The organism is Brevundimonas sp. (assembly GCF_030656255.1).
Lineage (GTDB): Bacteria > Pseudomonadota > Alphaproteobacteria > Caulobacterales > Caulobacteraceae > Brevundimonas.
The window spans coordinates 1-20484 of record NZ_JAUSOE010000115.1; the positions used below are offsets into that span (position 1 = coordinate 1).

General features: G+C 68.8%; 22 protein-coding genes and 1 riboswitch. Of the genes, 11 read left to right on the forward strand and 11 right to left on the reverse strand.

Going from position 1 to position 20484, the window contains the following annotated elements:
* Together Q7J26_RS11900 and mutS are read right to left on the reverse strand one after the other, a co-directional pair.
* Window positions 1–929: cache domain-containing protein (locus Q7J26_RS11900; protein ID WP_304936630.1), on the reverse strand; the 929-nt coding region annotated here is incomplete at its 3' end.
* 89 nt (window positions 930–1018) lie between these two features.
* Window positions 1019–3721, reverse strand: a complete 2703-nt coding sequence (mutS, locus tag Q7J26_RS11905; protein WP_304936631.1) for a DNA mismatch repair protein MutS — start codon at window positions 3719–3721, stop codon at window positions 1019–1021.
* Window positions 3722–3771: 50 nt separating this feature from the next.
* A riboswitch (cobalamin riboswitch) is annotated at window positions 3772–3982 on the forward strand.
* Window positions 3983–4132: 150 nt separating this feature from the next.
* Between mutS and Q7J26_RS11910 the strand changes: the two genes are divergently transcribed.
* The gene (locus tag Q7J26_RS11910; RefSeq protein ID WP_304936632.1) at window positions 4133–5959 is read left to right on the forward strand and encodes a TonB-dependent siderophore receptor; all 1827 of its coding nucleotides are present in this window, start codon (window positions 4133–4135) and stop codon (window positions 5957–5959) included.
* Here the strand turns inward: Q7J26_RS11910 and Q7J26_RS11915 are convergent.
* The 3 genes from Q7J26_RS11915 to Q7J26_RS11925 form a co-directional block, all read right to left on the reverse strand.
* On the reverse strand, window positions 5943–6863 hold the full coding sequence (locus Q7J26_RS11915; RefSeq protein WP_304936633.1) for an aldo/keto reductase: 921 nt from the start codon (window positions 6861–6863) through the stop codon (window positions 5943–5945). The genes Q7J26_RS11910 and Q7J26_RS11915 overlap by 17 nt on opposite strands.
* An 84-nt stretch (window positions 6864–6947) precedes the next feature.
* Window positions 6948–7583, reverse strand: coding sequence for a maleylacetoacetate isomerase (maiA, locus tag Q7J26_RS11920; protein ID WP_304936634.1), 636 nt, complete (start codon window positions 7581–7583; stop codon window positions 6948–6950).
* Window positions 7583–8236: a fumarylacetoacetate hydrolase family protein gene (locus Q7J26_RS11925; protein ID WP_304936635.1), complete on the reverse strand. Its 654-nt coding sequence runs from the start codon at window positions 8234–8236 to the stop codon at window positions 7583–7585. Before Q7J26_RS11925 ends, maiA begins: the two co-directional genes overlap by 1 nt.
* 137 nt (window positions 8237–8373) lie before the next feature.
* On the opposite strand from Q7J26_RS11925, the gene Q7J26_RS11930 reads away from it, so the two are divergent.
* From Q7J26_RS11930 to Q7J26_RS11940, 3 genes are all read left to right on the forward strand, one after another.
* Window positions 8374–8718 (forward strand): DUF883 family protein, encoded by a 345-nt coding sequence (locus Q7J26_RS11930; protein ID WP_008260669.1) that lies wholly within the window; start codon window positions 8374–8376, stop codon window positions 8716–8718.
* Window positions 8718–9128, forward strand: a complete 411-nt coding sequence (locus tag Q7J26_RS11935) for a hypothetical protein (protein ID WP_304936636.1) — start codon at window positions 8718–8720, stop codon at window positions 9126–9128. Before Q7J26_RS11930 ends, Q7J26_RS11935 begins: the two co-directional genes overlap by 1 nt.
* A gap of 109 nt (window positions 9129–9237) precedes the next feature.
* Entirely contained in the window at window positions 9238–9417 is a 180-nt protein-coding gene (locus Q7J26_RS11940) for a DUF1328 domain-containing protein (RefSeq protein ID WP_008262305.1), read from the forward strand.
* 93 nt (window positions 9418–9510) lie between these two features.
* Here Q7J26_RS11940 and Q7J26_RS11945 read toward each other — a convergent pair whose 3' ends face one another.
* From Q7J26_RS11945 to Q7J26_RS11955, 3 genes are read right to left on the reverse strand one after another with little or no spacing between them, the layout of a single operon-like run.
* The gene (locus Q7J26_RS11945; RefSeq protein WP_304936637.1) at window positions 9511–10362 is read right to left on the reverse strand and encodes a metallophosphoesterase; all 852 of its coding nucleotides are present in this window, start codon (window positions 10360–10362) and stop codon (window positions 9511–9513) included.
* Window positions 10362–11318 (reverse strand): diacylglycerol kinase family protein, encoded by a 957-nt coding sequence (locus Q7J26_RS11950; RefSeq protein WP_304936638.1) that lies wholly within the window; start codon window positions 11316–11318, stop codon window positions 10362–10364. The genes Q7J26_RS11945 and Q7J26_RS11950 overlap by 1 nt, the downstream gene beginning before the upstream one ends.
* 45 nt (window positions 11319–11363) lie before the next feature.
* A complete protein-coding gene (locus Q7J26_RS11955; protein ID WP_304936639.1) occupies window positions 11364–11714 on the reverse strand; it encodes a hypothetical protein in 351 nt (116 codons plus the stop codon).
* Window positions 11715–11855: 141 nt separating this feature from the next.
* Here Q7J26_RS11955 and Q7J26_RS11960 point away from each other — a divergent pair, with 141 nt between their 5' ends.
* The 3 genes from Q7J26_RS11960 (at window position 11856) to Q7J26_RS11970 (ending at window position 15036) form a co-directional block, all read left to right on the forward strand.
* On the forward strand, window positions 11856–12197 hold the full coding sequence (locus tag Q7J26_RS11960) for a glycine zipper domain-containing protein (protein ID WP_008263428.1): 342 nt from the start codon (window positions 11856–11858) through the stop codon (window positions 12195–12197).
* 124 nt (window positions 12198–12321) lie between these two features.
* Entirely contained in the window at window positions 12322–12768 is a 447-nt protein-coding gene (locus tag Q7J26_RS11965; protein WP_304936640.1) for an OmpA family protein, read from the forward strand.
* A 54-nt stretch (window positions 12769–12822) separates the two neighbouring features.
* A complete protein-coding gene (locus Q7J26_RS11970; RefSeq protein ID WP_304936641.1) occupies window positions 12823–15036 on the forward strand; it encodes a protein-disulfide reductase DsbD in 2214 nt (737 codons plus the stop codon).
* A 26-nt stretch (window positions 15037–15062) separates the two neighbouring features.
* Here the strand turns inward: Q7J26_RS11970 and Q7J26_RS11975 are convergent, their stop codons facing one another.
* Window positions 15063–15539 carry a hypothetical protein gene (locus Q7J26_RS11975; protein ID WP_304936642.1) on the reverse strand — a complete coding sequence of 159 codons (477 nt, stop codon included), beginning with the start codon at window positions 15537–15539 and terminating at the stop codon, window positions 15063–15065.
* A gap of 111 nt (window positions 15540–15650) precedes the next feature.
* Here Q7J26_RS11975 and pgi point away from each other — a divergent pair, with 111 nt between their 5' ends.
* The gene (gene pgi / locus Q7J26_RS11980; RefSeq protein ID WP_304936643.1) at window positions 15651–17258 is read left to right on the forward strand and encodes a glucose-6-phosphate isomerase; all 1608 of its coding nucleotides are present in this window, start codon (window positions 15651–15653) and stop codon (window positions 17256–17258) included.
* A gap of 3 nt (window positions 17259–17261) precedes the next feature.
* On the opposite strand, the gene Q7J26_RS11985 is transcribed toward pgi, so the two are convergent.
* A complete protein-coding gene (locus Q7J26_RS11985) occupies window positions 17262–17831 on the reverse strand; it encodes a DUF1826 domain-containing protein (protein WP_304936644.1) in 570 nt (189 codons plus the stop codon).
* A 96-nt stretch (window positions 17832–17927) separates the two neighbouring features.
* Here Q7J26_RS11985 and zigA point away from each other — a divergent pair, with 96 nt between their 5' ends.
* A complete protein-coding gene (zigA, locus tag Q7J26_RS11990) occupies window positions 17928–19148 on the forward strand; it encodes a zinc metallochaperone GTPase ZigA (protein WP_304936645.1) in 1221 nt (406 codons plus the stop codon).
* A 48-nt stretch (window positions 19149–19196) separates the two neighbouring features.
* On the opposite strand, the gene Q7J26_RS11995 is transcribed toward zigA, so the two are convergent.
* Window positions 19197–19640, reverse strand: coding sequence for a hypothetical protein (locus Q7J26_RS11995; RefSeq protein ID WP_304936646.1), 444 nt, complete (start codon window positions 19638–19640; stop codon window positions 19197–19199).
* Window positions 19641–19943: 303 nt separating this feature from the next.
* On the opposite strand from Q7J26_RS11995, the gene groES reads away from it, so the two are divergent.
* Both groES and Q7J26_RS12005 read left to right on the forward strand, forming a co-directional pair.
* A complete protein-coding gene (gene groES, locus Q7J26_RS12000; protein WP_008259448.1) occupies window positions 19944–20231 on the forward strand; it encodes a co-chaperone GroES in 288 nt (95 codons plus the stop codon).
* Between the two features lie 53 nt (window positions 20232–20284).
* Window positions 20285–20484: TCP-1/cpn60 chaperonin family protein (locus Q7J26_RS12005; protein WP_304936647.1), on the forward strand; the 200-nt coding region annotated here is incomplete at its 3' end.

Sequence of the window (20484 nt, forward strand, 5' to 3'; positions counted from 1 at the left end):
AGATCGCCGCGCGCCAGGGCCGCCAGGCCGTCGCCCAGGGCCTCGACCACCACGGCGTCCTCTTCGGCCAGACGTTCGCGTTCGGCCTCGCTGGCGACGCGGGTGGCCCGGGCGGTCTCGCGCATCGCCTCGGCCTCGCTCTCGGTCGCCTTCTGGCGCACAGCGGCGTCGCGGAAGGCGATGACGGCGCGCGCGATCTGGCCGATGTCGTCACCGCGCGAGACCCAGGGGGCGTCGAAGTCGGTCCGGCCCTGACGCAGGGCCTCCATCCGCTCGCACAGGGCCTGCAGCGGCGAGAACATGCGGCGCGAGGCGACCAGACAGCCGCCCACCACCAGCAAGGTCACGATCACGCCGCAGACCAGCAGGGCGACCATCATATGGTTCACCGAGGCCATGAAGTCGGCCTTGGGAATGCCGACATACAGGACGCCTATGGTCTGGCCGGCGGCGTTCTTGATCGGGTCGTAGGCGACGAAATAGGGCTTGCCGAGGATGTCGGCCTGACCGCGATAGGTCTGGCCCGACTTCAGCACCGCGTCATAGACGGGGCCGGGCTTGAGCTTGGTGCCGACGGCCCGCGACCCGTCGTCCTTGACCACATTGGTCGTGACCCGCAGGTCGTTCATGAAGACCGTCGCCGTGCCCCCGACCAGGGCCTTGATCCGGTCCACCGGCTCGACGAAGTCGTTCATCGGCGTGGACCCGACATAGAGCTTGCCGTCACGGGCCGAGAAGCCGTCGCCGTAATCGGCCAGCACGTCCCAGGCGACGCGCATATTGGCTTCCTGACGTTCGGCGGCGCTGGCCTCTGCATCGCGGGTCAGAAGCACCACGGCCACCGCCAGCAAGGTCGCGGTCAGGGCGGCCAGGGCGGCGATCACCATGAAGGCGATTTTGGCCGAGAGGGAAAGCGCGCTGGGTTTCATCGCCGTATCCAGTGGAGGCTTGGAGTCTTCAGTCAAGCTTCTGTGACATGAGCAAGGTTAAGAAGTTTCCCCACCGTAAGTATTATCTCTTATTTCAGTGTGAGCATTCCCTTGAGCCTGTAGAGGGCCTCCAGCGCCTCGCGGGGCGTCAGGGCGTCAGGGTCCACGGCCCCAAGCGCCGTCTCGACCGCCGAGGGAGCGAAGACCGGCGCCGGTTCCGCCAAGGCGAACAGAGGCAGGTCGTCCAGACGAGCGGTCGCCGCCTTCTCGCCTTCCAGCCGTTCGAGAACGGATCTTGCGCGGGCGACCACGGCGCCCGGCACGCCCGCCAGTTTGGCCACCTGCACCCCATAGGACCGGTCGGCCGCCCCCGGCGCCGCCTCGTGCAGGAAGACTAGGTCGCCGTTCCACTCCTTGGCCACCATGGACAGGTTGCAGACATGGTCCAGCCGCGTCTCCAGCTGGGCCAGCTCGTGATAATGGGTGGCGAACAGGGTGCGGGCGCGGTTGGTCTCATGCAGGGCCTCGGCCGTGGCCCAGGCGATGGCCAGGCCGTCATAGGTCGCCGTGCCGCGCCCGATCTCGTCCAGCACCACGAAGCTGCGCGGCGTGGCCTGGGTCAGGATGGCGGCCGTCTCGACCATCTCCATCATGAAGGTGGATCGGCCCCGCGCCAGGTCGTCGCCGGCGCCGACCCGGCTGAACAGCCGGTCGACCACGCCCAGACGCATCGACCGGGCGGGCACGAAGGCCCCGGCCTGGGCCAGGATCACCAGAATCGCGTTCTGGCGCAGGAAGGTGGATTTACCCGCCATATTGGGGCCTGTGACGATGGCCAGGCGCGCGCCGTCACTGCCCGATCCATCCAGCCGCGCATTATTGGGCGTATAGGGATCGCCGGCCGCCTTGACCGCCGCCTCGACCACCGGATGCCGTCCGGCCTCGACGCAGAAGGCCAGACTGTCGTCCACCACCGGCCGGGCGGCCCCCACCTCCTGCGCCCATTCCGCGAGGGCCGCGTGGACGTCCAGTTCGGCCAGGGCCTCCGCAACCGCCTGCAGGGGCTGGGCCAGGCGGGCGACCTCGCGCCGCCAGGTTTCGAAGGTCTCGGCCTCGATCGCCAGGGCGCGGTGGCCGGCCTGGCTGATCTTGGCGTCCAGTTCCGACAGTTCGACCGTGGTGAAGCGGACCTGGCTGGCCAGGGTCTGGCGGTGGATGAAGGGGCTGTCCGGCCCGGCCCGCAGCAGGCCTTCCGCCGCCTTGGCCGAGGTTTCCAGGAAATAGCCCAGGACGGCGTTGTGCTTGACCTTGAAGGCCACGCCCGACTCCGCCACGGCCCGCGCCTCCAGATCCGCCACCACCCGCCGGCTGTCGTCGCGCAGGGTGCGGGCGGCGTCCAGTTCGGGCCGATAGTCGGGGCGCACGAAGCCGCCGTCGCGCGCCAGATGCGACGGCTCGTCCACCAGGCCGTCGATCAGATCCGCCTTCAGCCGCGACACCTCGGGCGACAGGCTCAGCCGGTCCAGGGCCAGGGCGATGCGGCGCGGCTGGCCGGTGATCGGATCGACCTGGCCGATGAACAGGCCGGCCACGCCTTCCGCGATGGACAGGCCGACCCGCACGGCCGCCAGATCGCGCGGACCGCCGCGGCCCAGCGCCAGCCGACCGACCGCGCGGGCAATGTCCGAAGACGCCTTCAGCCCCTCGCGCAGGTTGCGGCGCAGATCGCGCCGCTCCAGCAGCCATTCGACCGCATCCAGCTGTTCGTTGATCGCGGCCGGATCGCGCAGCGGACGGGCGATCCGTTCCGCCAGGGCCCGCGCCCCGCCCGAGGTGACGCTGCGGTCGATACAGGCCAGCAAGGAGCCTTCGCGCTCGCCCCGCTGCGTCCGATCAATCTCCAGACTGGTCCGGGTCGCCGGGTCGATGGCCAGAAAACCGCTCTCGCCCAGCCGGCGCGGCGGCGCCAGGGCCGGGACCTTGCCGGCCTGAGTCGTCTCCAGATAGGCGGCGATCAGGCCCAGGGCCGAGACCTCAGCCTCCTCGAAGGCGCCGAAGCCGTCCAGAGCTGTGACGCCGTACAGTCGCTCGACGCGGACCCGCGCCGCCTGCGGTTCGGCGATGGCGCTCGCCAGGGCCTGAACCACGCCGCCGGACCCGTCCAGGGCGTCCCGCGTCGTCGGGTCCGAATACATCCGGTCCGTGACCAGAACCTCGGACGGCCGAAACGCGGCCAGGGCCGCGCCCAGGTCTTCCAGCGAACAGGCGACGCAATCCACCGCCCCGGACGACAGCTCGACCACCGCCACTGCGGCCCGCCCCTTGCGCACCGCCACGGCCGCCAGACGATTGGCCCCGCGCGCGTCCAGCAGACTGTCCTCCGTCAGGGTGCCCGGCGTCACCACCCGCACCACGCCGCGATGGACCACGGCCTTGCCGCCGCGCTTCTTCGCCTCGGCGGGATCTTCCAGCTGTTCGCAGATGGCGACCTTGTGGCCCAGGCGGATCAGCCGGGCCAGATAGCCGTCCAGCGCATGGACCGGCACCCCGGCCATGGGAATGTCCTCGCCCTGGTGCTTGCCCCGCTTGGTCAGGGTGATGCCCAGAGCGGCGGCCGCCACCTCGGCGTCCTTGAAGAACAGCTCGTAGAAATCCCCCATGCGGAAGAAGAGTATGGCGTCCGGCTGTCCGGCCTTGGCCGTCAGATACTGCGCCATGAAGGGCGTCGCGCCCTCCAGAGAGGCGGCGACTTCGGGCGAATGTTCGGGGGGCGGGAAAGCGGGCGCGTTCATGTGCTGTCAGGGTGACGGATCGCAGCCGACCGCTCAAGCCCGTTAAGCCGCCCTTGCACAGGCTTGTCGCCCCTGCGATAGGCCGCATCAGGCGGTTTAGGGAACACGGTGAGACACCGTGGCTGTGCCCGCAACTGTAGGCGGCGAGAGCGTCGTCCGTCCGGGGTCTCGCGACTTCGGCGCCACTGGGCGACTGGGAAGGCGAGGACGACGGTTTACGACCCGCAAGCCAGGAAACCTGGCCGCCTGACGTCGCTCGTCCGCTGTCCGGGACCAGACAGAGGCGCGGGGACTATTCTCGTCGCAGCGACCCGATCTTGCGCCGTCCGGACCGTTTGGCCCGGCGGATCGGCTCGCTCATACCGGTTCCTCGCGCGCACTCGCGGAGCCGACATCGGGGATTTCCGCTCAATGAAGCGCTCCATTCTTCTCTCTACGGCGGCCCTGTCAGCCGCCTTCGCCGCGCCTGCCTTCGCCTTTGATGAGGCGACCCAGCTGGACGACGTCGTCATCACCGCCACCCGCATCCCGGCCATCGTCGAAGACACGCCCAGCGCCCGCGTCATCGACGCCAAGACCATCGAACAGCGCGGCGCCGTCTTCGCGTCCGACATCCTGTCCGACGTCCCCGGCCTGTCCGTGACCCGTTCCGGCGCCTTCGGCGGCGTCGCTCAGGTGCGGATGCGCGGCGCCACGCCGGGCAAGACCCTGGTTCTGGTCGACGGCGTCTCAGTCAACGACCCGGCCGAGATCAACGGCGCCTATGACTTCTCCGGCTTCGACCTGGGCGACATCGCCCGGATCGAAGTCCTGTCGGGGCCGCAGTCGTCGCTGTGGGGCTCGGACGCTATCGGCGGGGTGATTTCCTTCACCACCAAGGAGATCGACGGCCTGCGCGCCGAGGCCGAGGCCGGCAGTTTCGACACCGTGCGCGGCCGCCTGGCCGCCGGCGTCGCCAATGAGACCTATGCCGTCAGCGCCTATGTCGCTCACTTCGACACCGACGGGATCTCCGCCGCCGACGAAGCCGACGGCAATCCCGAGGCCGATGGCTTCACCAACACCACCGTCGGTCTGAAGGGGCGCTACGCCGTATCCGATACGGTCAAGTTCGACGGCTCGGCCCGCTGGTCCAAGAGCGACGCCGATCTGGACGGCTTCCCGGCCCCGACCTACGCCCTGGCCGACACCGACGACACCCAGGAGTCGGAACAATGGTCCGGCTTCGGTCGCGCCAGCCTGGCGGCCCTGGGCCTGAAACACCAGTTCAGCGTCTCGGCCTCCGACATCGAACGCACCTCCTACAGCGGCGGCTTCGGCTCCACCTTCAGCGGCGACCGTCAGGCCTATCGCTGGCAGGCGGACGGCGCGACGCGGGGCGTGACCTACGCCTTCGGCGCCGAACGCGAGGAATCCTCCGCCGCCTTGTCATCGGGCGAGGCGCGCGACCTGGCGACCACCTCGGTCTTCGGCGTGGGCCAGTACGACATCGGCGCCCTGAACCTGACCGGCGGCTTGCGTTACGACGACACCGACGATTTCGGCGCCGAGACCACCGGCCGGATTTCAGCCGCCTATGACCTGGCCGGCGGCTTCATCCTGTCGGGCGCCTATGGCACGGGCTTCAAGGCCCCGACCGTCAGCCAGGCCGTCTGCGACTACTGCTACGCCCCCCTGCCCTGGCCGGAACTGAAGCCGGAAACCGCCGACAGCGTCGAAATTGCCCTGGGCTGGGCCTCGGCTGACGGTCGGTTCGAGGGTCGCGCGACCGTCTATCGGCTGAACGTGGAAGACCAGATCACCTATACGGCCGGCGAATATATCAATGTCGCCAAGACCCGGTCGGACGGTTTCGAGCTGGAGGGCCGCGCCCTGCTGGGGGCCGGCTTCGACCTGACCCTGGCCTATGCCTGGACCGACGCCGAGGACCGCACCACGGGCGCCCGCCTGCTGCGCGTGCCGGAACATGCGGGGTCGGCGACCCTGGGCTGGACCGGAGACCGGCTTTCGGGCGCCCTGACCGTCCGCGCCGAGGGCGACCAGGACGATTCCGACAACGGCGTCACGGTCGCGCGCGAGGGCTTCGTCACGGCCAATCTGAACGCGGCCTACGAATTGACGGACAAGGTCACGCTGACGGCCCGGATCGAGAACCTGGCCGACGAACACTATCAACAGGTGCTGGGCTACGGCGAGCCCGGCCGCTCGGCCTATGTGGGGGTCAGGCTGCGCTACTGATCCGCGCGCGGGCGTCGGCGGTGAAGGCCGCCGGCGCCTCGAGCGCCAGCTCCGGCCAACTCAGATCGGGGCCGGGCGCGTGGGCGGCGGCCAGGATGGCGCGCAGTTCGGCCGCCGAGGCCACGCTGGCGACCACCCGGTCCACCGCCTTCAGCGAAAACGCATAGGCCAGGGCCGCCTGCATCGGGTCGCAGCGCCGTTCGGCCAGACGCCGGCGCGTCCGCGACAGGGCCTGGGCGTAGGTCGCCAGATGGGGCGGCAATTCATCACCGACGGCGAACAGAAGACCGCCGGCGAAGACCGAGGCCAGATGCACCTCGGCGCCGCCGGCCTTGATCTCGTCCAGCACGCCTTCGGCGGCGGCCCGCTGGTCCAGCAGATTGCAGGAAATCTGAACCACGTCGGCCTCCAGCCGGCGCGCCAGCAGGGCCGGGCCGTCCTCGACCGTGGCGCAGAAACCGATGCTGCGGAACAGGCCGCGCGTCTTCAGGGCTTGCAGCCGGTCCCACAGGGCGCGGCCCTCGGCCCCGGCCAGGTCGGCGGCGTTGTTGACCAGCAGGGCCTCGCCGCGCGGCAGGCCCATGCGTTCCAGCGACCGGCGCGCCCGCGCCTCGACCCGATCCAGACCCTCGCTCAGGGCCACGGTTTGAACCGTCACGCGGAAGGGCGAGGGGAAGGGCCAGGCCTGGCCCAGCAGACGTTCACCGTCGCCGCCCGGTTTGGTCGCGATCATTTTCACGCCCGCGTCCGATCCCGTCTGCAACAGGAAGCGCATGGCGTCCTCGCGCGCGCCCGAAGGCGCGGCCATGAACGGATTCAAGGCGCGTCCCGGCTCCGTCACCACGGCGAGAGCCAGGCGATCGATAGGCGAGGGCGCCGAAGGGGTGGCGGGGGAATGCGTCACATTCCCATCTTGCACCCCCAAAGCTTAAAGGAGGTTGAGCGAGACGTTACGCGAGTCTTACCTGGAGACCGTCGGTATGGCGGATCAGGCGTCGGCGTCGGGCTGACGATCCGGGTGCGCCGCCACGAAGGCGGGGTGGTCCAGCGCCCGCGCCTCCACCGCCAGAAGCCCCGGCCAGGCCTCCAGCCTCATGTTGAACCGCCGCGCCGAATAGAGCTGCGGCATCAGATAGCAGTCGACCAGGCCCGGCCGGTCGCCGAAACTCCAGCCCTGGCCGTGGCGCGCCACCAGAATCTCCAGGGCGTCGAAGCCCGGCGCGATCCAGCGTGCGGCCCAGGCGTCCACCGCGGCCTGGTCCGCCCCGAAATCCTCGCGCAACGACCTGAGGACGCGCAGATTGTTCAGCGGATGAATGTCGCAGCCGATCAGGGCGGCAATGGCCCGGACTTGGGCCCGATCGGTCGATCCCTTCGGCAACAAGGCCGGCTCGGGATGAACCTCCTCCAGCCATTCCAGAATGGCCGGGCTCTGGGTGACGACCCGATCGCCGTCCTGCAGGGCTGGCACCATGCCCTGGGGGTTCAGGGCCAGATAATCGGCAGCCTTTTGCTCGCCCTTGCGCAGATCATACGCCGCCGTTTCATAGGCCACGCCCTTGAGATTCAGGGCGATGCGGACCCGGTAGCTGGCGCCCGACCGCCAATAGCCGTGCAGGATCATCAGACGATCTTGAAGCTCAGGGGCGCCAGGCCGTCGATGGTCACCACCACCGCGTCGCCGCGCACCAGGGGACCGACGCCCGAAGGGGTGCCGGTGAAGATCAGATCGCCCGCCTGGAGCGACCACAGTTTTCCGGCCGCCTCCACGATCTGATCGGGGTTCAGGATCATGTCGTCCAGGGTGCTGGACTGTTTCGTCTCGCCGTTGACGCTCAGGGCGATGACGCCCGCCGGGGCCGGAAGCGGACCCAGGGTCAGGGCGCCGCAGGGGGCCGACTGGTCGAACCCCTTGGCCGCGTCCCACGGCCGCCCCGCCGCCTTCGCCTCTGCCTGAAGATCGCGCCGGGTCAGGTCGCAGCCGACCGCCCAGCCCACGATCCGACCGTCCTCGCCGATGGCCGCCACCAGTTCGGCCTCGAAATGCAGATTGTCCGTCGCCGACGGATAGGCCGGGTCGGCCCCGTCCGAGACCAGGGCGTCGCCGGGCTTGGAAAAGAAGAAGGGGGACTGTTTGTCCGGGTCCGATCCCATTTCCCGCGCATGGGCGGCGTAGTTCTGGCCGACGCACAGGATGCGGCGAACCGGGAAGCGCCGGGCGTCGCCGGTGATCGGCAGGGTGGGGGCGGGGCGGGGGGCGAACAGCAGGTCGGTCATTCCCTCAATCTAGAACGGCGCAACGCCCCTGACGAGGCCGGGGATCGCCGGTGGACGAAGGGAACCTCGCGCCGGGTGTAGCGTTCGGAAACGGGGTCCCCTATTCTATTGCCAAGCTTGAAACCGGAGCGCGCACCATGGCCACCACCAAGGCTAGAGAAGACATCAAGGCCGACCTGAAGACCCTCAAGGAGGATCTGAAGATCGGCGCCCGCGAAGAAACCCAGCGTCTGCGCGAAAAGGCCGAGGAGGCCGAGGCCAAGCTGCGGGCCAAGAGCGAGGAAGTGCGCGACCAGGCGCGCGGCTATTACGACACCGCCCGGGTGCGCGGCCGCGAATATTATGACGACGCCGCCGAACGCCTGGACGAAGCCCAACGCTATATCGTCGAGCGGGTGCAGGAACGTCCGGTCCAGTCGACCGCCATCGCGCTGGGCGTCGGCGTGGTTCTGGGTCTGCTGCTGGCCGGCCGTCGCCGCTGATGTTCAAGGGCATCGTCAAACGCATCGTGGCGACCAGCGTGGTCGCCGCGAGCGTCTTTCTGGCCGTAGTGTTTCTCGGCATCGCCATCTTCCATGCCATCAGCCTGATGACGACGCCCCTGGGCGCCTCGGCCATCACCTTCGGCCTGTTCGCCCTGGTCGCCCTGATCGTCGCTCTCGTCTTCCTGAAGGGCGAAAGTCACGACGAGGAGGACGAGGAGGATGCGCCGGACGGTCTGATCGGCAAGCTGATCCATATCGTTCGCGAACGCCCGATCATCGGCGCGGTCGGCGGACTGGGCGCGGCCTTCCTGTTGCTGCGCAATCCGGCCCTGGCCGCGATTGTCGCCAGCATGGTGGCGGAGCGGAAGATGGATCAGGGCGGCTACGCGAAACGTCGTCGCCGCTAAGGTTTCTGCGACCGCGAGGGAACGCCGCGCGGGCCTGAACGTTGATCTGCCGACGGGACGAACGGCTGCAAGGCCGCCGTCGGCAAACTCAACTCAGGAGACTAAACCCATGATTCGCTGGGCAATTATCTTCCTGGTCGTGGCCTTGATCGCAGCCGTTCTCGGCTTCGGCGGCATCGCGAACTTCTCGTTCGAGATCGCCAAATTCATCGCCGTGATCGCCATCATCCTGTTCGTCATCGCCCTCGTGGCCGGCGGACTTCGCGGACGCGGCGCCCCTCGACTATAGGGCTCGCAGAACCGACAAGATGCAGAAGGGCCGGAACGCAAGTTCCGGCCCTTTCTCTATTCACCACGCCTTTTGGCGGCGGAGACAGACGGCTCAGACCGCCGCCTTCTCCAGCTCGCCCGGCCTGTTCGGGCTGGGCGCGGTCGCGGCCTTGCGGGTGTCCTGACGACGCGGCAGCCGCCAGACCTGGTGGGTGCTGTAGTCCCGCCCGTCCCAGGCCAGGGCCGTGACGGTGATGGTCTTGTCGTCCCAGTCCACCTGGTTGAAGCCTGGCGGCGAGCCGCGCTCGCGATGCGACAGGGTTCCGCAGCCGACGGCGTAGGAGCAGCGGTCCGCCAGATCGATCTGCAGGGCGAAGGGCACATGGACATGGCCCGTCATGATCAGATCCACCCCCGCCTCGGCGAAGATCACGGCCGCCTCGGCGCCGCGCTTGACGTCGCCGGTCATCGGCGTGCCGATCATTTCGATCAGGGGGTGGTGGCAGGCCAGTATCCGCAGCGCCCCGATCGGCGCCTGGCGCAGGGCCTCCGCCGACCGACGGGTCTGGTCCAGATCGATGACCCCCTTGGACCAGTTGGGCCGCGCCTGCCAGCCGCGCGCGGTGACGACCCCGCGCACCATTACCGTGTCGTTGCAGAACTGACCGTCGTGAGCTGGAAAACCCGTGGCGGTTTCGAAGGCCCGCCACGGATGGAACAGGCGGGCGACCGGGCTCCAGTAGGGAACGTCGTGATTGCCGACGATGACGAAGCGCGGCTCCGGCATGGCCCGCATCCATTCGCCCGCCGCCCGGAATTCGACCGGATAGCCCTTCTGGGTGATGTCGCCGGTGATCAGCACCAGATCATTGGGCGTAGCGTGGGCGTACTCCAGCGCCGCCGCCACCGCCCCCTTGTGCTCGCATCCGAAATGAACGTCCGAAAACTGGAGGACGCGGCCCATCAGAGACTGTCCTCGGCCGCGGGGGGCCGGGGCGCAAGGGCGCGGAACGCCTTGGGAATGAATCGCACGGTCGCCTCGGATTTCAGCAGAACAGGTTCGCCGTCTATCACGGCGGGAATCTTGGAGCGCGCCCGGACGTCGATCCGCCTGGCCGGGCAGGTCGAGACGGCGGGATCGTGGCGCCAGTCGCTGAACAGGGCGTTGGCCGCCAGGCGGAAGGCCTGGCTGGCGTCCGACGGATCCATGGCCGCCGCCTCCAGACCGTTCGGTTCCTCCATGGCCTTGGAGATCATCGGGCTGATCAGCACCAGGGCCTCGGCGCGGCGCTTGTCTCCGCCGTCCAGGGAGAACCTCAATCGACCGCTGAAGGCCCTCTTGAGCGCGCGCCGGGCGTAGGCCCAGGCCAGTTTCACCTTGCCGGTCCGCATCGCCTCGCGCGCCGGCGCCCACAGGGCCGGCGAGCCCAGGATTGCGGCGCAGTAGAAATATTCCCCCGACACCTCGCCGCCCGACACCGACTGGGGTTCGCCCTCTTCCAGGGCGCGGCGCAGGGCCAGCTTCCAGTCGGCCGTGCCGTACAGCGCCTTGGGCAGCATGTTCATCGTGCCCCCCGGCAGGGGGGCGATCATCGGACCATTCGGCTTGGCCTTCGCCGCCACGGACCGCGCCGTGCCGTCGCCGGCCAGGACGAAGATCACATCCGGCGCGGCCGCGAAGGCCTCGGCGATGGCCTGATCGAAATTGCCGGCTTCCAGAACCACGACCTGGGTTTGCAGATCATAGTCGGCCAGGATCGCCTCGGCCTCCGCTACGGCGCGCGGGCCGACGCTGCCGGACAGGGGATTGACCAGCATCACCGCCCGGGCCAGCGGCGTGTGGGGCGTGAGAACACGCGCGGCCTCGTCGCTCGGCTCGCCTGCGCCGGCGTCGGGTTCTGAACTCAGGATGTCGGTCATGGGCGCCGAACGTCCAGACGGCCCGCCTGTTCCCGACAAGCGTGACTATTGCTTCAGTTCGTCGCGGGCGGTCGAGGCGCCGGCCTTCAAAGCGTCGCCCGTCCTTTCGGTCGCCTGACCCGCCTTGTCGGCTGCGACCCCTGCGGCTTCCGGGGCGCGACCCGCCAGTCTCTGCGCCTCGGTCCAGCCGGTCATGATCCAGCCGTCCATCATCCGGCCCGCCGCCTGGGCGGATCTTTCCTTGATCGACAGGACCAGGGTCAGCGCCCCGATCAGGGCCAGCAGGGTCACCAGCACATTGACCAGCGGCGCGGCCGAGGCCTTGCGCTTCTTGCTGCGCGCCCAGATCGGGCCTTCAGCGCCGATCGTGGCGCGCGTAATCTCGGAAAACTGCATCACTTCCCCCCAAGGACTGCGCAGGCTGGACCCACGCCGGTTAAGCATAATCGTTTCGGCAGAACGGCGATAGACAGGGGAACCGGAGCCGCATTCCAGCGTTCTCGCCTTCGGGGCGAACCCAGGACAGAGGATTTCATCATGAACAAGGCCATCATCGCGATCGCCGGCGCCGGCCTTTTGGCTTCGGCCTGTGCGAGCGACCCTTACGGCAACTCGAACCAGACCGTGCGCCAGGGCGCCATCGGCGCCGGCCTCGGCGCTGTCGCCGGCGCCGTCATCGGTAACAATGTCGGCGGCGGCAACGCAGCCACCGGCGCCCTGATCGGCGGCGCCCTGGGCGGCGCAGCGGGCGCGATCCGCGGTTCGAGCCAGGACCGCAACAACCAGCAGCGCTACCGCGACAGCCAAGGCCGCACCTACTACTGCTACGACAACCGCCAGGACGAGTGCTACTGGGATAACGGCCAACGCCGTTATTGAGCCGTGACCTTCGAACCGGACCCAGGTCTAGTTCGAGACCGGTTTGAGTTTCGCGAAGGGCGGTTCGTCATGGACGGGCCGCCTTTTTCGTGTGCAGGATGATGGTGGGACACAGGGGATAGTCATGAAAACTATAACAATTCTGGCCTTGGCCGGCGGGATGCTGGCGCTGGGGGCCTGTGCGACGCCGATGCGGCGCGATCAGATCGTGACCAGCGGGTCCCTGTGCATGCCGGTGCGGTTCGACATCTATTTCCGCGAGGGCGAGGCGCGTCTGACCGATGCGGCCGACCAGGCCATCGATGCGGCGGCCGGCGTGCTGCGGACCTGTGACGTGCGCACCATCCAGGTGGTGGGTCTGGCGGACGCGACCGGGGCCAGCGAGGCCAATATGAGCCTGTCGCAACGCCGTGCGCGGACCGTGGCCCAGGCGCTGAATGCGGCAGGTCTGCCCTCGCCGGTGTTCGACGTGGGCGCCGCAGGCGACGCGGGCGCGACCACGGCGGGCGGGGCGGCCGAACCCCTGCGCCGGCGCACCGAAGTCATCGTGGACGCCCACCCGCGCCGCTGAACTCGGCTGATCGGACACGCTGACAGAGCGGGTCGCAGGGCCTAGAAGCAGGTCATGCGCCCGACCGCCTTCCTGTTCGCTCTGCTGTTGTTCCTCGGCCTGTCCGCCCTGCCGGGCGTTCCGTCCGTCGCCGAGGCCCAGCCGGTCAGCCGTCCGGCCGAGGCTGCGGCGATCGTGCTGCCCGGTCCGCGTCAGGCCGACAATATCGAGGCGGAATTGGTCCCCCTGTCGCGCTGGGCCGCGCCGGGATCGACCGTCGTGGTGGCGGTGCGCCAGACCATCGCGCCGGGCTGGCATACCTATTGGCGCAATCCCGGCGATTCCGGAGGGCCGACCACCCTGGACTGGCGTCTGCCGGCCGGGGTCAAGGCCGGCGAGATCGTCTGGCCCCTGCCCACGCGTCAACGGCTGATGAGCCTGGTCAACTACGGCTATTCCGGCGACGTCTATCTGCCTGTCCCGATCGAGGTTCCAGCCTCGGCCCGGCCGGGAACCACAATGCCCCTGATCGTCGACGCCCTGTTCCTGGTGTGCAGCGACCAGATGTGCGTGCCGGTGCAGATGAGCCTGCGTCTGGACCTGCCGATCCGCGAGGGCGCCCCGCCGCTGGATCCCGACCATGGCGCCGCGATCCAGGCCGTGCTGGAGGCCGCGCCGCGACCGGCGGGCCTGGACGCCCGCGCCACCCTGCAGAACGGCGTCCTGACCCTGTCGGCGACGGGCGGCCCCCTGGCGGACCTGACGGCCGGCGCGGGCCTTAGCCAAGCCTATTTCTATCCGTTCGAGGGCGAGATCATCGACCACGCCGCCCCCCAGTCGGGTCAGAGCGGCCCGAACGGGCTGAGCCTGACCCTGACCCCCGGCGGCGACCTGACGGCCAAGGGTCTGACCGGTCCGATCTCGGGGGTCTTGGCCACCGACGCCGGCGCCTGGGAGATCACGGCCCAGCCCGGCCCGGTCCTGACCGGAACCACCGGCGGCAAGGCCCTGTCCGGCGAGGTCGAGACCCCAAGCGCTGCGACAACCGACCTGAACCTGGGCCTGATCCTGCAATCGGCCCTGTTCGCCCTGGTCGGCGGCCTGATCCTGAACCTGATGCCCTGCGTCTTTCCCATTCTGGCCATGAAGGCCGCCGCCCTGGCCGCCTCGGCCCATAAGCCGCGCGAGGCGCGACGCGACGGTCTGTTGTTCCTGGCCGGGGTTCTGGCGAGCTTCCTGGTCCTGGCCGGCGTCCTGCTGGCCCTGCGCGCCGGGGGCGAGGCCGTCGGCTGGGGCTTCCAGCTTCAGTCGCCGGCGGTGATCGCGGGTCTCGCCCTGCTGATGCTGGCGGTGGGGCTGAACCTGTCGGGCGTCTTCCATGTCGGCGCCGGGCTCCAGGGGGCCGGGGCCGGTCCCCTGTCGCGCCTGCCGGGCGGCGCGGGCGCCTTCTTCACCGGGGTTCTGGCCGTGGTCGTCGCCGCCCCCTGCACCGCCCCCTTCATGGCGGCGGCCCTGGGCGCGGCCCTTCTCATGCCCTGGCCGGCGGCGTTGCTGATCTTCCTGATGCTGGGCCTGGGCCTGGGCCTGCCCTATCTGGCCGTCAGCCTGTCGCCCGGCCTGCTGCGGCGCCTGCCCCGGCCCGGCCCATGGATGGATCGGCTGAAGGGCCTGCTGGCCTTCCCCATGTACGGTGCGGCCCTGTGGCTGGTCTGGGTCTTTTCGCGCCAAACCGGCGCGGCGGGACTGGCCCTGCTGATGGCCGCCGCCCTGACCACCGCCTTCGCCCTGTGGCTGTTCGGCTTGACCCAGGCCCAGCGCGCCCTGGGTCGATCCGCCCGCCTGACCGGTGGATCCAGCCTGATCGCCCTCTTCGCCGCCCTGGCCCTGGCCGTGATCGCCGGTCGTGCGCCGACGCCTGAGACGGCCTCAGCGTCAGAGGCCGGCCCCTTGGCCTCCGCGCCTTGGTCGGCCGAGGCCGTGCGCGTCGCCCAGGCCGAGGGCCGCCCGGTCCTGGTCAATTTCACCGCCGACTGGTGCGTGACCTGCAAGATCAACGAGCGCGCCGCCCTGTCCTCGCCCCGCGTCGCCGAGGCCCTGAGGGCGACGAACGCCGTCTATCTGGTCGGCGACTGGACCCGCCGCGACGACGCCATCACCCGCGAACTGGAGCGTCACGGCCGTTCGGGCGTGCCGCTGTATCTGCTCTATCCGGCGAAGGGCGGCGACCCGCGCATCCTGCCGCAACTGTTGACCGAAGGCGTGGTCATCGAGGCTCTGAAGGGGGCGTGACGGCCTCCGCCTGATGACGAAAGAGCCTAAACCTCCGGCTGCGGCGGGGCGGTGATGACTTCGACGTTATCGTTCAGCAGATAGGACAGGTCCGACAGGGCGACGGCGCGGTCGGCCGGCGTGGCCGCCGCCTGAACCGCCTGGACCTTTTTCGGCATGTCCTCGGAGATGCCGCGCAGGATGCATTTCAGATCGCCGTCCGTGCCCCGTTCCTTCAGGATCAGGTGGCCTTGCATGTCGAGCGCCGCCAGCTGTTCCGCCTGGGCCTTGAAGCCGGTGAAGGCCTGGCTGGTGAAGAAGTCGGCCTGATCCGCCGCCTTGGCCGCCGCCCAGCCGTCGACCAGGGCCTTCAGCGCGCCGGAACGGGCGACGATGTCGGCGAACAGGGGCTCGGTCGCCACCGACACCGGAGCCCCGACCGCCGCAGGGGGCTGTTCAGCCGCCAGGGCCACAGCGGGATTGGACAGGGTCAGGGCGATCGTGAGAGCAAGGCCGCAGGACATGAGGGTGACTTCCTGTTTCAGCGTCGGCTAGGACGTTGAACCGACATACGCCCGACCCGTAAACGAGTGTTTACCTTCTTCTCTTCCCAGACTTTCTCCCAGAGGACGCAAATGACTCGCGACGACGCCTGGACGACCTTCGACCGCACCGCCGCCGAGGCCGGGGCGACCCGTATCGACCAGCAGTTCGCCGCCGATCCTGATCGGCTGGCGCGGATGTCGGTCGAGGCGGCGGGGCTTTATCTGGACCTGTCGAAACAGAGCTGGACCCAGGCCGCCTTCGAGGCCTGTCTGGATCTGGCCCGCGCCTGCGACGTCGAGGGCCGCCGCGCCGCCCTGTTCGCCGGGGAAGCCGTCAATCTGACCGAGGGCCGGGCCGTGCTGCACCCCGCCCTGCGCGCCGCACCGGGCGCCGATTTCCACGCACTGGGCGAACCGGTCTCGGCCGAGGTAGATGCGGTGCGGGCGGATATGAAGACCTATGCCGACGCCGTGCGCTCGGGCGCCGAGGCGGGGGCTACGGGCAAAAAGTTCGAGGCTATCGTCCACGTCGGCATCGGCGGGTCGGACCTGGGCCCGCGCGTGGTCTGGGACGCCCTGCACCCGCTGGACCCCGCCATTGATCTTCGCTTCGTCGCCAATATCGACCCGCGCGACATGGCCGAGGCCCTGACCGGCCTGGATCCCGAGACCACCCTGATCGTGGTCGTGTCCAAGACCTTCACCACCCAGGAAACCCTGGCCAACGCCGAGGCGGCCAAGGCCTGGCTGGCCGCGTCCCTGCCCGCCGAGGGGATGACCAAACACTTCATCGGGGTGACGGCGGCGCCGGACAAGGCGGCGGCCTTCGGCTGCGGCCGCACCTTCGCCTTCCGGGACTGGGTCGGCGGTCGGTATTCGCTGTGGTCGGCGGTCAGCCTGTCGTGCGGCATCGCGCTGGGCTGGGACGCCTTCGAGGCCATGCTGGCGGGCGCCGCCGCTATGGATGACCATTTCGTCTCGGTTCCGCTGGAGCAGAACGCGCCGGTCCTGCTGGCCCTAGCCCAGGTGTTCAACGTCGACGGCCTGAACCGGCCCGCCCGCACCGTGGCCCCCTACGCCCATGCCCTGCGCCGCCTGCCGTCCTTCCTGCAGCAGCTGGAGATGGAGTCGAACGGCAAGCGGGTGCATCGCGACGGCACGCCGGTGACGCGCCAGACCTGCCCGGTGGTCTTCGGCGAGCCCGGCACCAACGGCCAGCACGCCTTCTTCCAGCAGATCCACCAGGGACCGCAGATCGTCCCGGCCGAGTTCGTGATCGTGGCGAAAACCCATGCGGACGCGCCGGAATCCCCGCTCTGGTCCAACGCCCTGGCCCAGGGGCAGGCCCTGATGCTGGGCAAGACGACCGAGGCCGCCAAGGCCGAAGGCCTGGCCCAGGGCCTGTCGGAGGAAGAGGCGACCCGTCTGGCGACCCACCGCACCTTCACCGGAAACCGCCCCTCGACCGCCATCCTGATGGACCGCCTGACGCCCAAGACCCTCGGCGCCCTGCTGGCCCTCTATGAGCACAAGACCTTCGTCGAGGGCGTGATCTGGGACATCAACAGCTTCGACCAATGGGGCGTCGAACTGGGCAAGGTCCTGGCCAAGGCCATCCTGAAGGACGTGGACGCCGGCGGACCGTCCGCCGATCTGGACCCATCAACGGCCGGTCTGATGACACGGCTGATGGGCTGAGGCTCAGTCCGGCGCGGCGTCGATCGTCAAGACGCGCCGGGGGGTGCGCCTCCCGGCCGGCGGCGAGCGGTGCAGAACCATCGGAAATTCCGGCCAGGCCTCCCAGCCCGGCGCCGTGCCCTTCATGATGGCGACGTCGCCGGGATGAAGGGTGCGGACCCGGCGTCGCGTGCCGATCAGGCGCCCGTCCAGATCCTCGCCGATCTCGCCGGCGAAGGCCCATTCCGGCCCGGCCCCCTCATAGGCGACGATCAGGCGCACCGGAACGGCGTCCTGGTGAAACCGCGGGCAGGCGCGCCGGGTCACGGTCTCGCAGCGCGCATGCCAGGCTTCGCATCCGCTGATCGCCGCCACCATCTCCCCCAGTCCCTGAATATCCCGAAGCAGCCACTCGGGCGCCGGACCCGATGGGGCGATCCAGCGCCCGTCGCATTCGGCGGTGAAGTCGGCCGGGGGCGGGGCGTCGGGCGGCATGGGGCTGGGCCGCGACCAGATCGCCATCCGCACCTGCGGCTCGAACAGGGTGGTGAAGACTGTGGGCCCCTGCCCCTGGACGACTGCGCCGACCGCCATGGAGAACCTTGCTGACTATGTATGTTATACTATAACGTAACTCTCATAGTCGCCCGGCTGTGGTCAAGCTCGGCGCAGCATCCGTGGAGCGCCTTCGTGTCCGAGTTCAAGAAACTGCCCGTCACCGTCCTGTCCGGCTTCCTGGGGGCCGGCAAGACGACCCTGCTGAACCACATTCTGTCGAACCGCGCCGGTCTGCGGGCGGCGGTGATCGTCAATGACATGAGCGAGGTGAACATCGACGCCGCCCTGGTGCGCGACGGCGGCGGGGCGGACCTGTCGCGGACCGAGGAACGGCTGGTGGAGATGTCAAACGGCTGTATCTGCTGCACCCTGCGCGAGGATCTGCTGATCGAGGTCGGCAAGCTGGCGCGCGAGGGGCGGTTCGACTGTCTGCTGATCGAATCGACGGGGATCTCCGAACCCATGCCGGTCGCCGCCACCTTCGACTTCCGCGACGAGGACGGCTTCAGCCTGTCGGACCTGGCCCGGATCGACACCATGGTCACGGTGGTCGACGCCTTCAACTTCCACCGCGACTATCCCTCGACCGACCGGCTGAAGACCCGCGGCGAACATCTGGGCGAGGACGACGAGCGCACCGTCGCCAATCTGCTGATCGACCAGATCGAGTTCGCCGATGTCATCGTGCTGAACAAGTGCGACCTGCTCGATGCGACCCAGCTCGGGACGCTGAAGGCGATGATGACCCAGTTCAATCCCCGCGCCCGGATCATCGAGGCGGTGCGCGGCGCCGTCGCCCTGGATCAGGTGATCGGCACGGGCCTGTTCGACATGGAGCGGGCCGAACAGGCCGCCGGCTGGTCCCAGGCCCTTCGCGGCGAGGTGACGCCCGAGACCGAGGAATACGGCGTCTCGACCTTCGTCTATCGGGCGCGCAAGCCGTTCCACCCCCGGCGCTTTCACGACCTGCTGAACCGCGAATGGCCCGGCGTCTGGCGCTCCAAGGGGTTTTTCTGGCTGGCCAGCCGGATGGACTATGTCGGATCCTGGAGCCAGGCCGGGGCGGTGACGGAGCATGAGTGGGGCGGTCTGTGGTGGGCCTCGGCCCCGCGCGAGCGCTGGCCTGACGACAATCCCGAATGGCTGAAGGCGATCGAGGCGGTCTGGCGCCAGCCCTATGGCGACCGCCGCCAGGAGATCGTCCTGATCGGCAAGGACATGAACCGCGACCTGCTGACCTCCCTGTTCGACGCCGCCCTGCTGACCCGGTTCGAGATGGAGCGCGGGCCCAAGGGCTGGGCGAAGCTGGAGGATCCCTTCCCGCACTGGGGACCCCGCCAGGACGCGGCGTAACAAAAAAGGGCGCCCCGCAGGACGCCCTTTCTTCATCCGATCCGTCGCCTACCAGCGGCGGTCGTAGCGGTAGTCGCGACGATCATCCCGGCGGTCATAACGCTGGTCCCGACGATAGTCGCGATAGTCGCGGCGCTGCTCCCAGCGCGGGTCCCGGCTGTTGATGCCGTGTTCCCGCTCCCAGTGGCCCTGGTTCCGGTAGCACTGGCCGCCGCGATAGTATTCGCAGCCCGAACCCCGGTTCGAGGACGAGGCCACCGCGCCGATGGCTGCACCGCCCAGGGCGCCGCCGGCGATATAGCGACCGTCGCCGTTGCCGTAGATGGCGCCGGCCAGACCGCCGACGGCGGCGCCGATCAGGGCGTTGCGGCCGGCGTTGTCGTCGCCGCGATCACGGTCGCGGTAAGATTGGGCCGAGGCCGGGCCGGCCATCAGGCTCATGGCGACGACCGGGGCGGCGACGGCGGCGGTGATCTTCAGCAACTTGGACATGATCGTCTCCTTTTATTTTCGGGCCGGATCGGCGTTTCCGAGAACGGAAATGCGTCCAGCGTTGAAACGGTTCTGCCAGCCTGGGCTTGAACAGCCTCGGAGCGCGTCATTCATTTTCGGTTCATTTGTCGCGGAAGTTTCGCAGACTGGCGGCGGGCCTGCCGCTTGACGTCGCCCTGACCTCTGACTACCTCCCGGTCGCGTTAGCACTCTCACCGGTCGGCTGCCAAAACGGTGATCGAAGAGAGGCTGACCCACCGTTTTCAAGTCGCCCCCGTCCGGGGGTACATAAGGAGAGAACCGATGGCGTTTCGTCCGCTCGGCGACCGCGTGCTGGTTAAGCGCGTTGAAGAAGAATCCAAGACCAAGGGCGGGATCATCATCCCCGACACCGCCAAGGAAAAGCCGCAGGAAGGCGAAGTCGTCTCCGTCGGCCCCGGCGTTCGTGACGAATCCGGCAAGGTCAATGCTCTGGAACTGAAGGCCGGCGACCGCATCCTGTTCGGCAAGTGGTCGGGCACGGAAGTGAAGATCGACGGCGACGACCTGATCATCATGAAGGAATCCGACGTCCTGGGCGTGCTTTCTTAAGCACCCGACGTTCGCGTTTCTTCAATCAATCCATCTAGATAGGAGCTGCCCGCATGGCCGCTAAAATCGTACAGTTCAACACCGACGCGCGCGACAAGATGCTGCGCGGCGTCAACGTGCTCGCCAACGCCGTCAAGGTGACGCTCGGTCCCAAGGGCCGCAACGTCGTGATCCAGAAGTCCTTCGGCGCCCCGCGCTCGACCAAGGACGGCGTGTCGGTCGCCAAAGAGATCGAGCTGGAAGACGCCTTCGA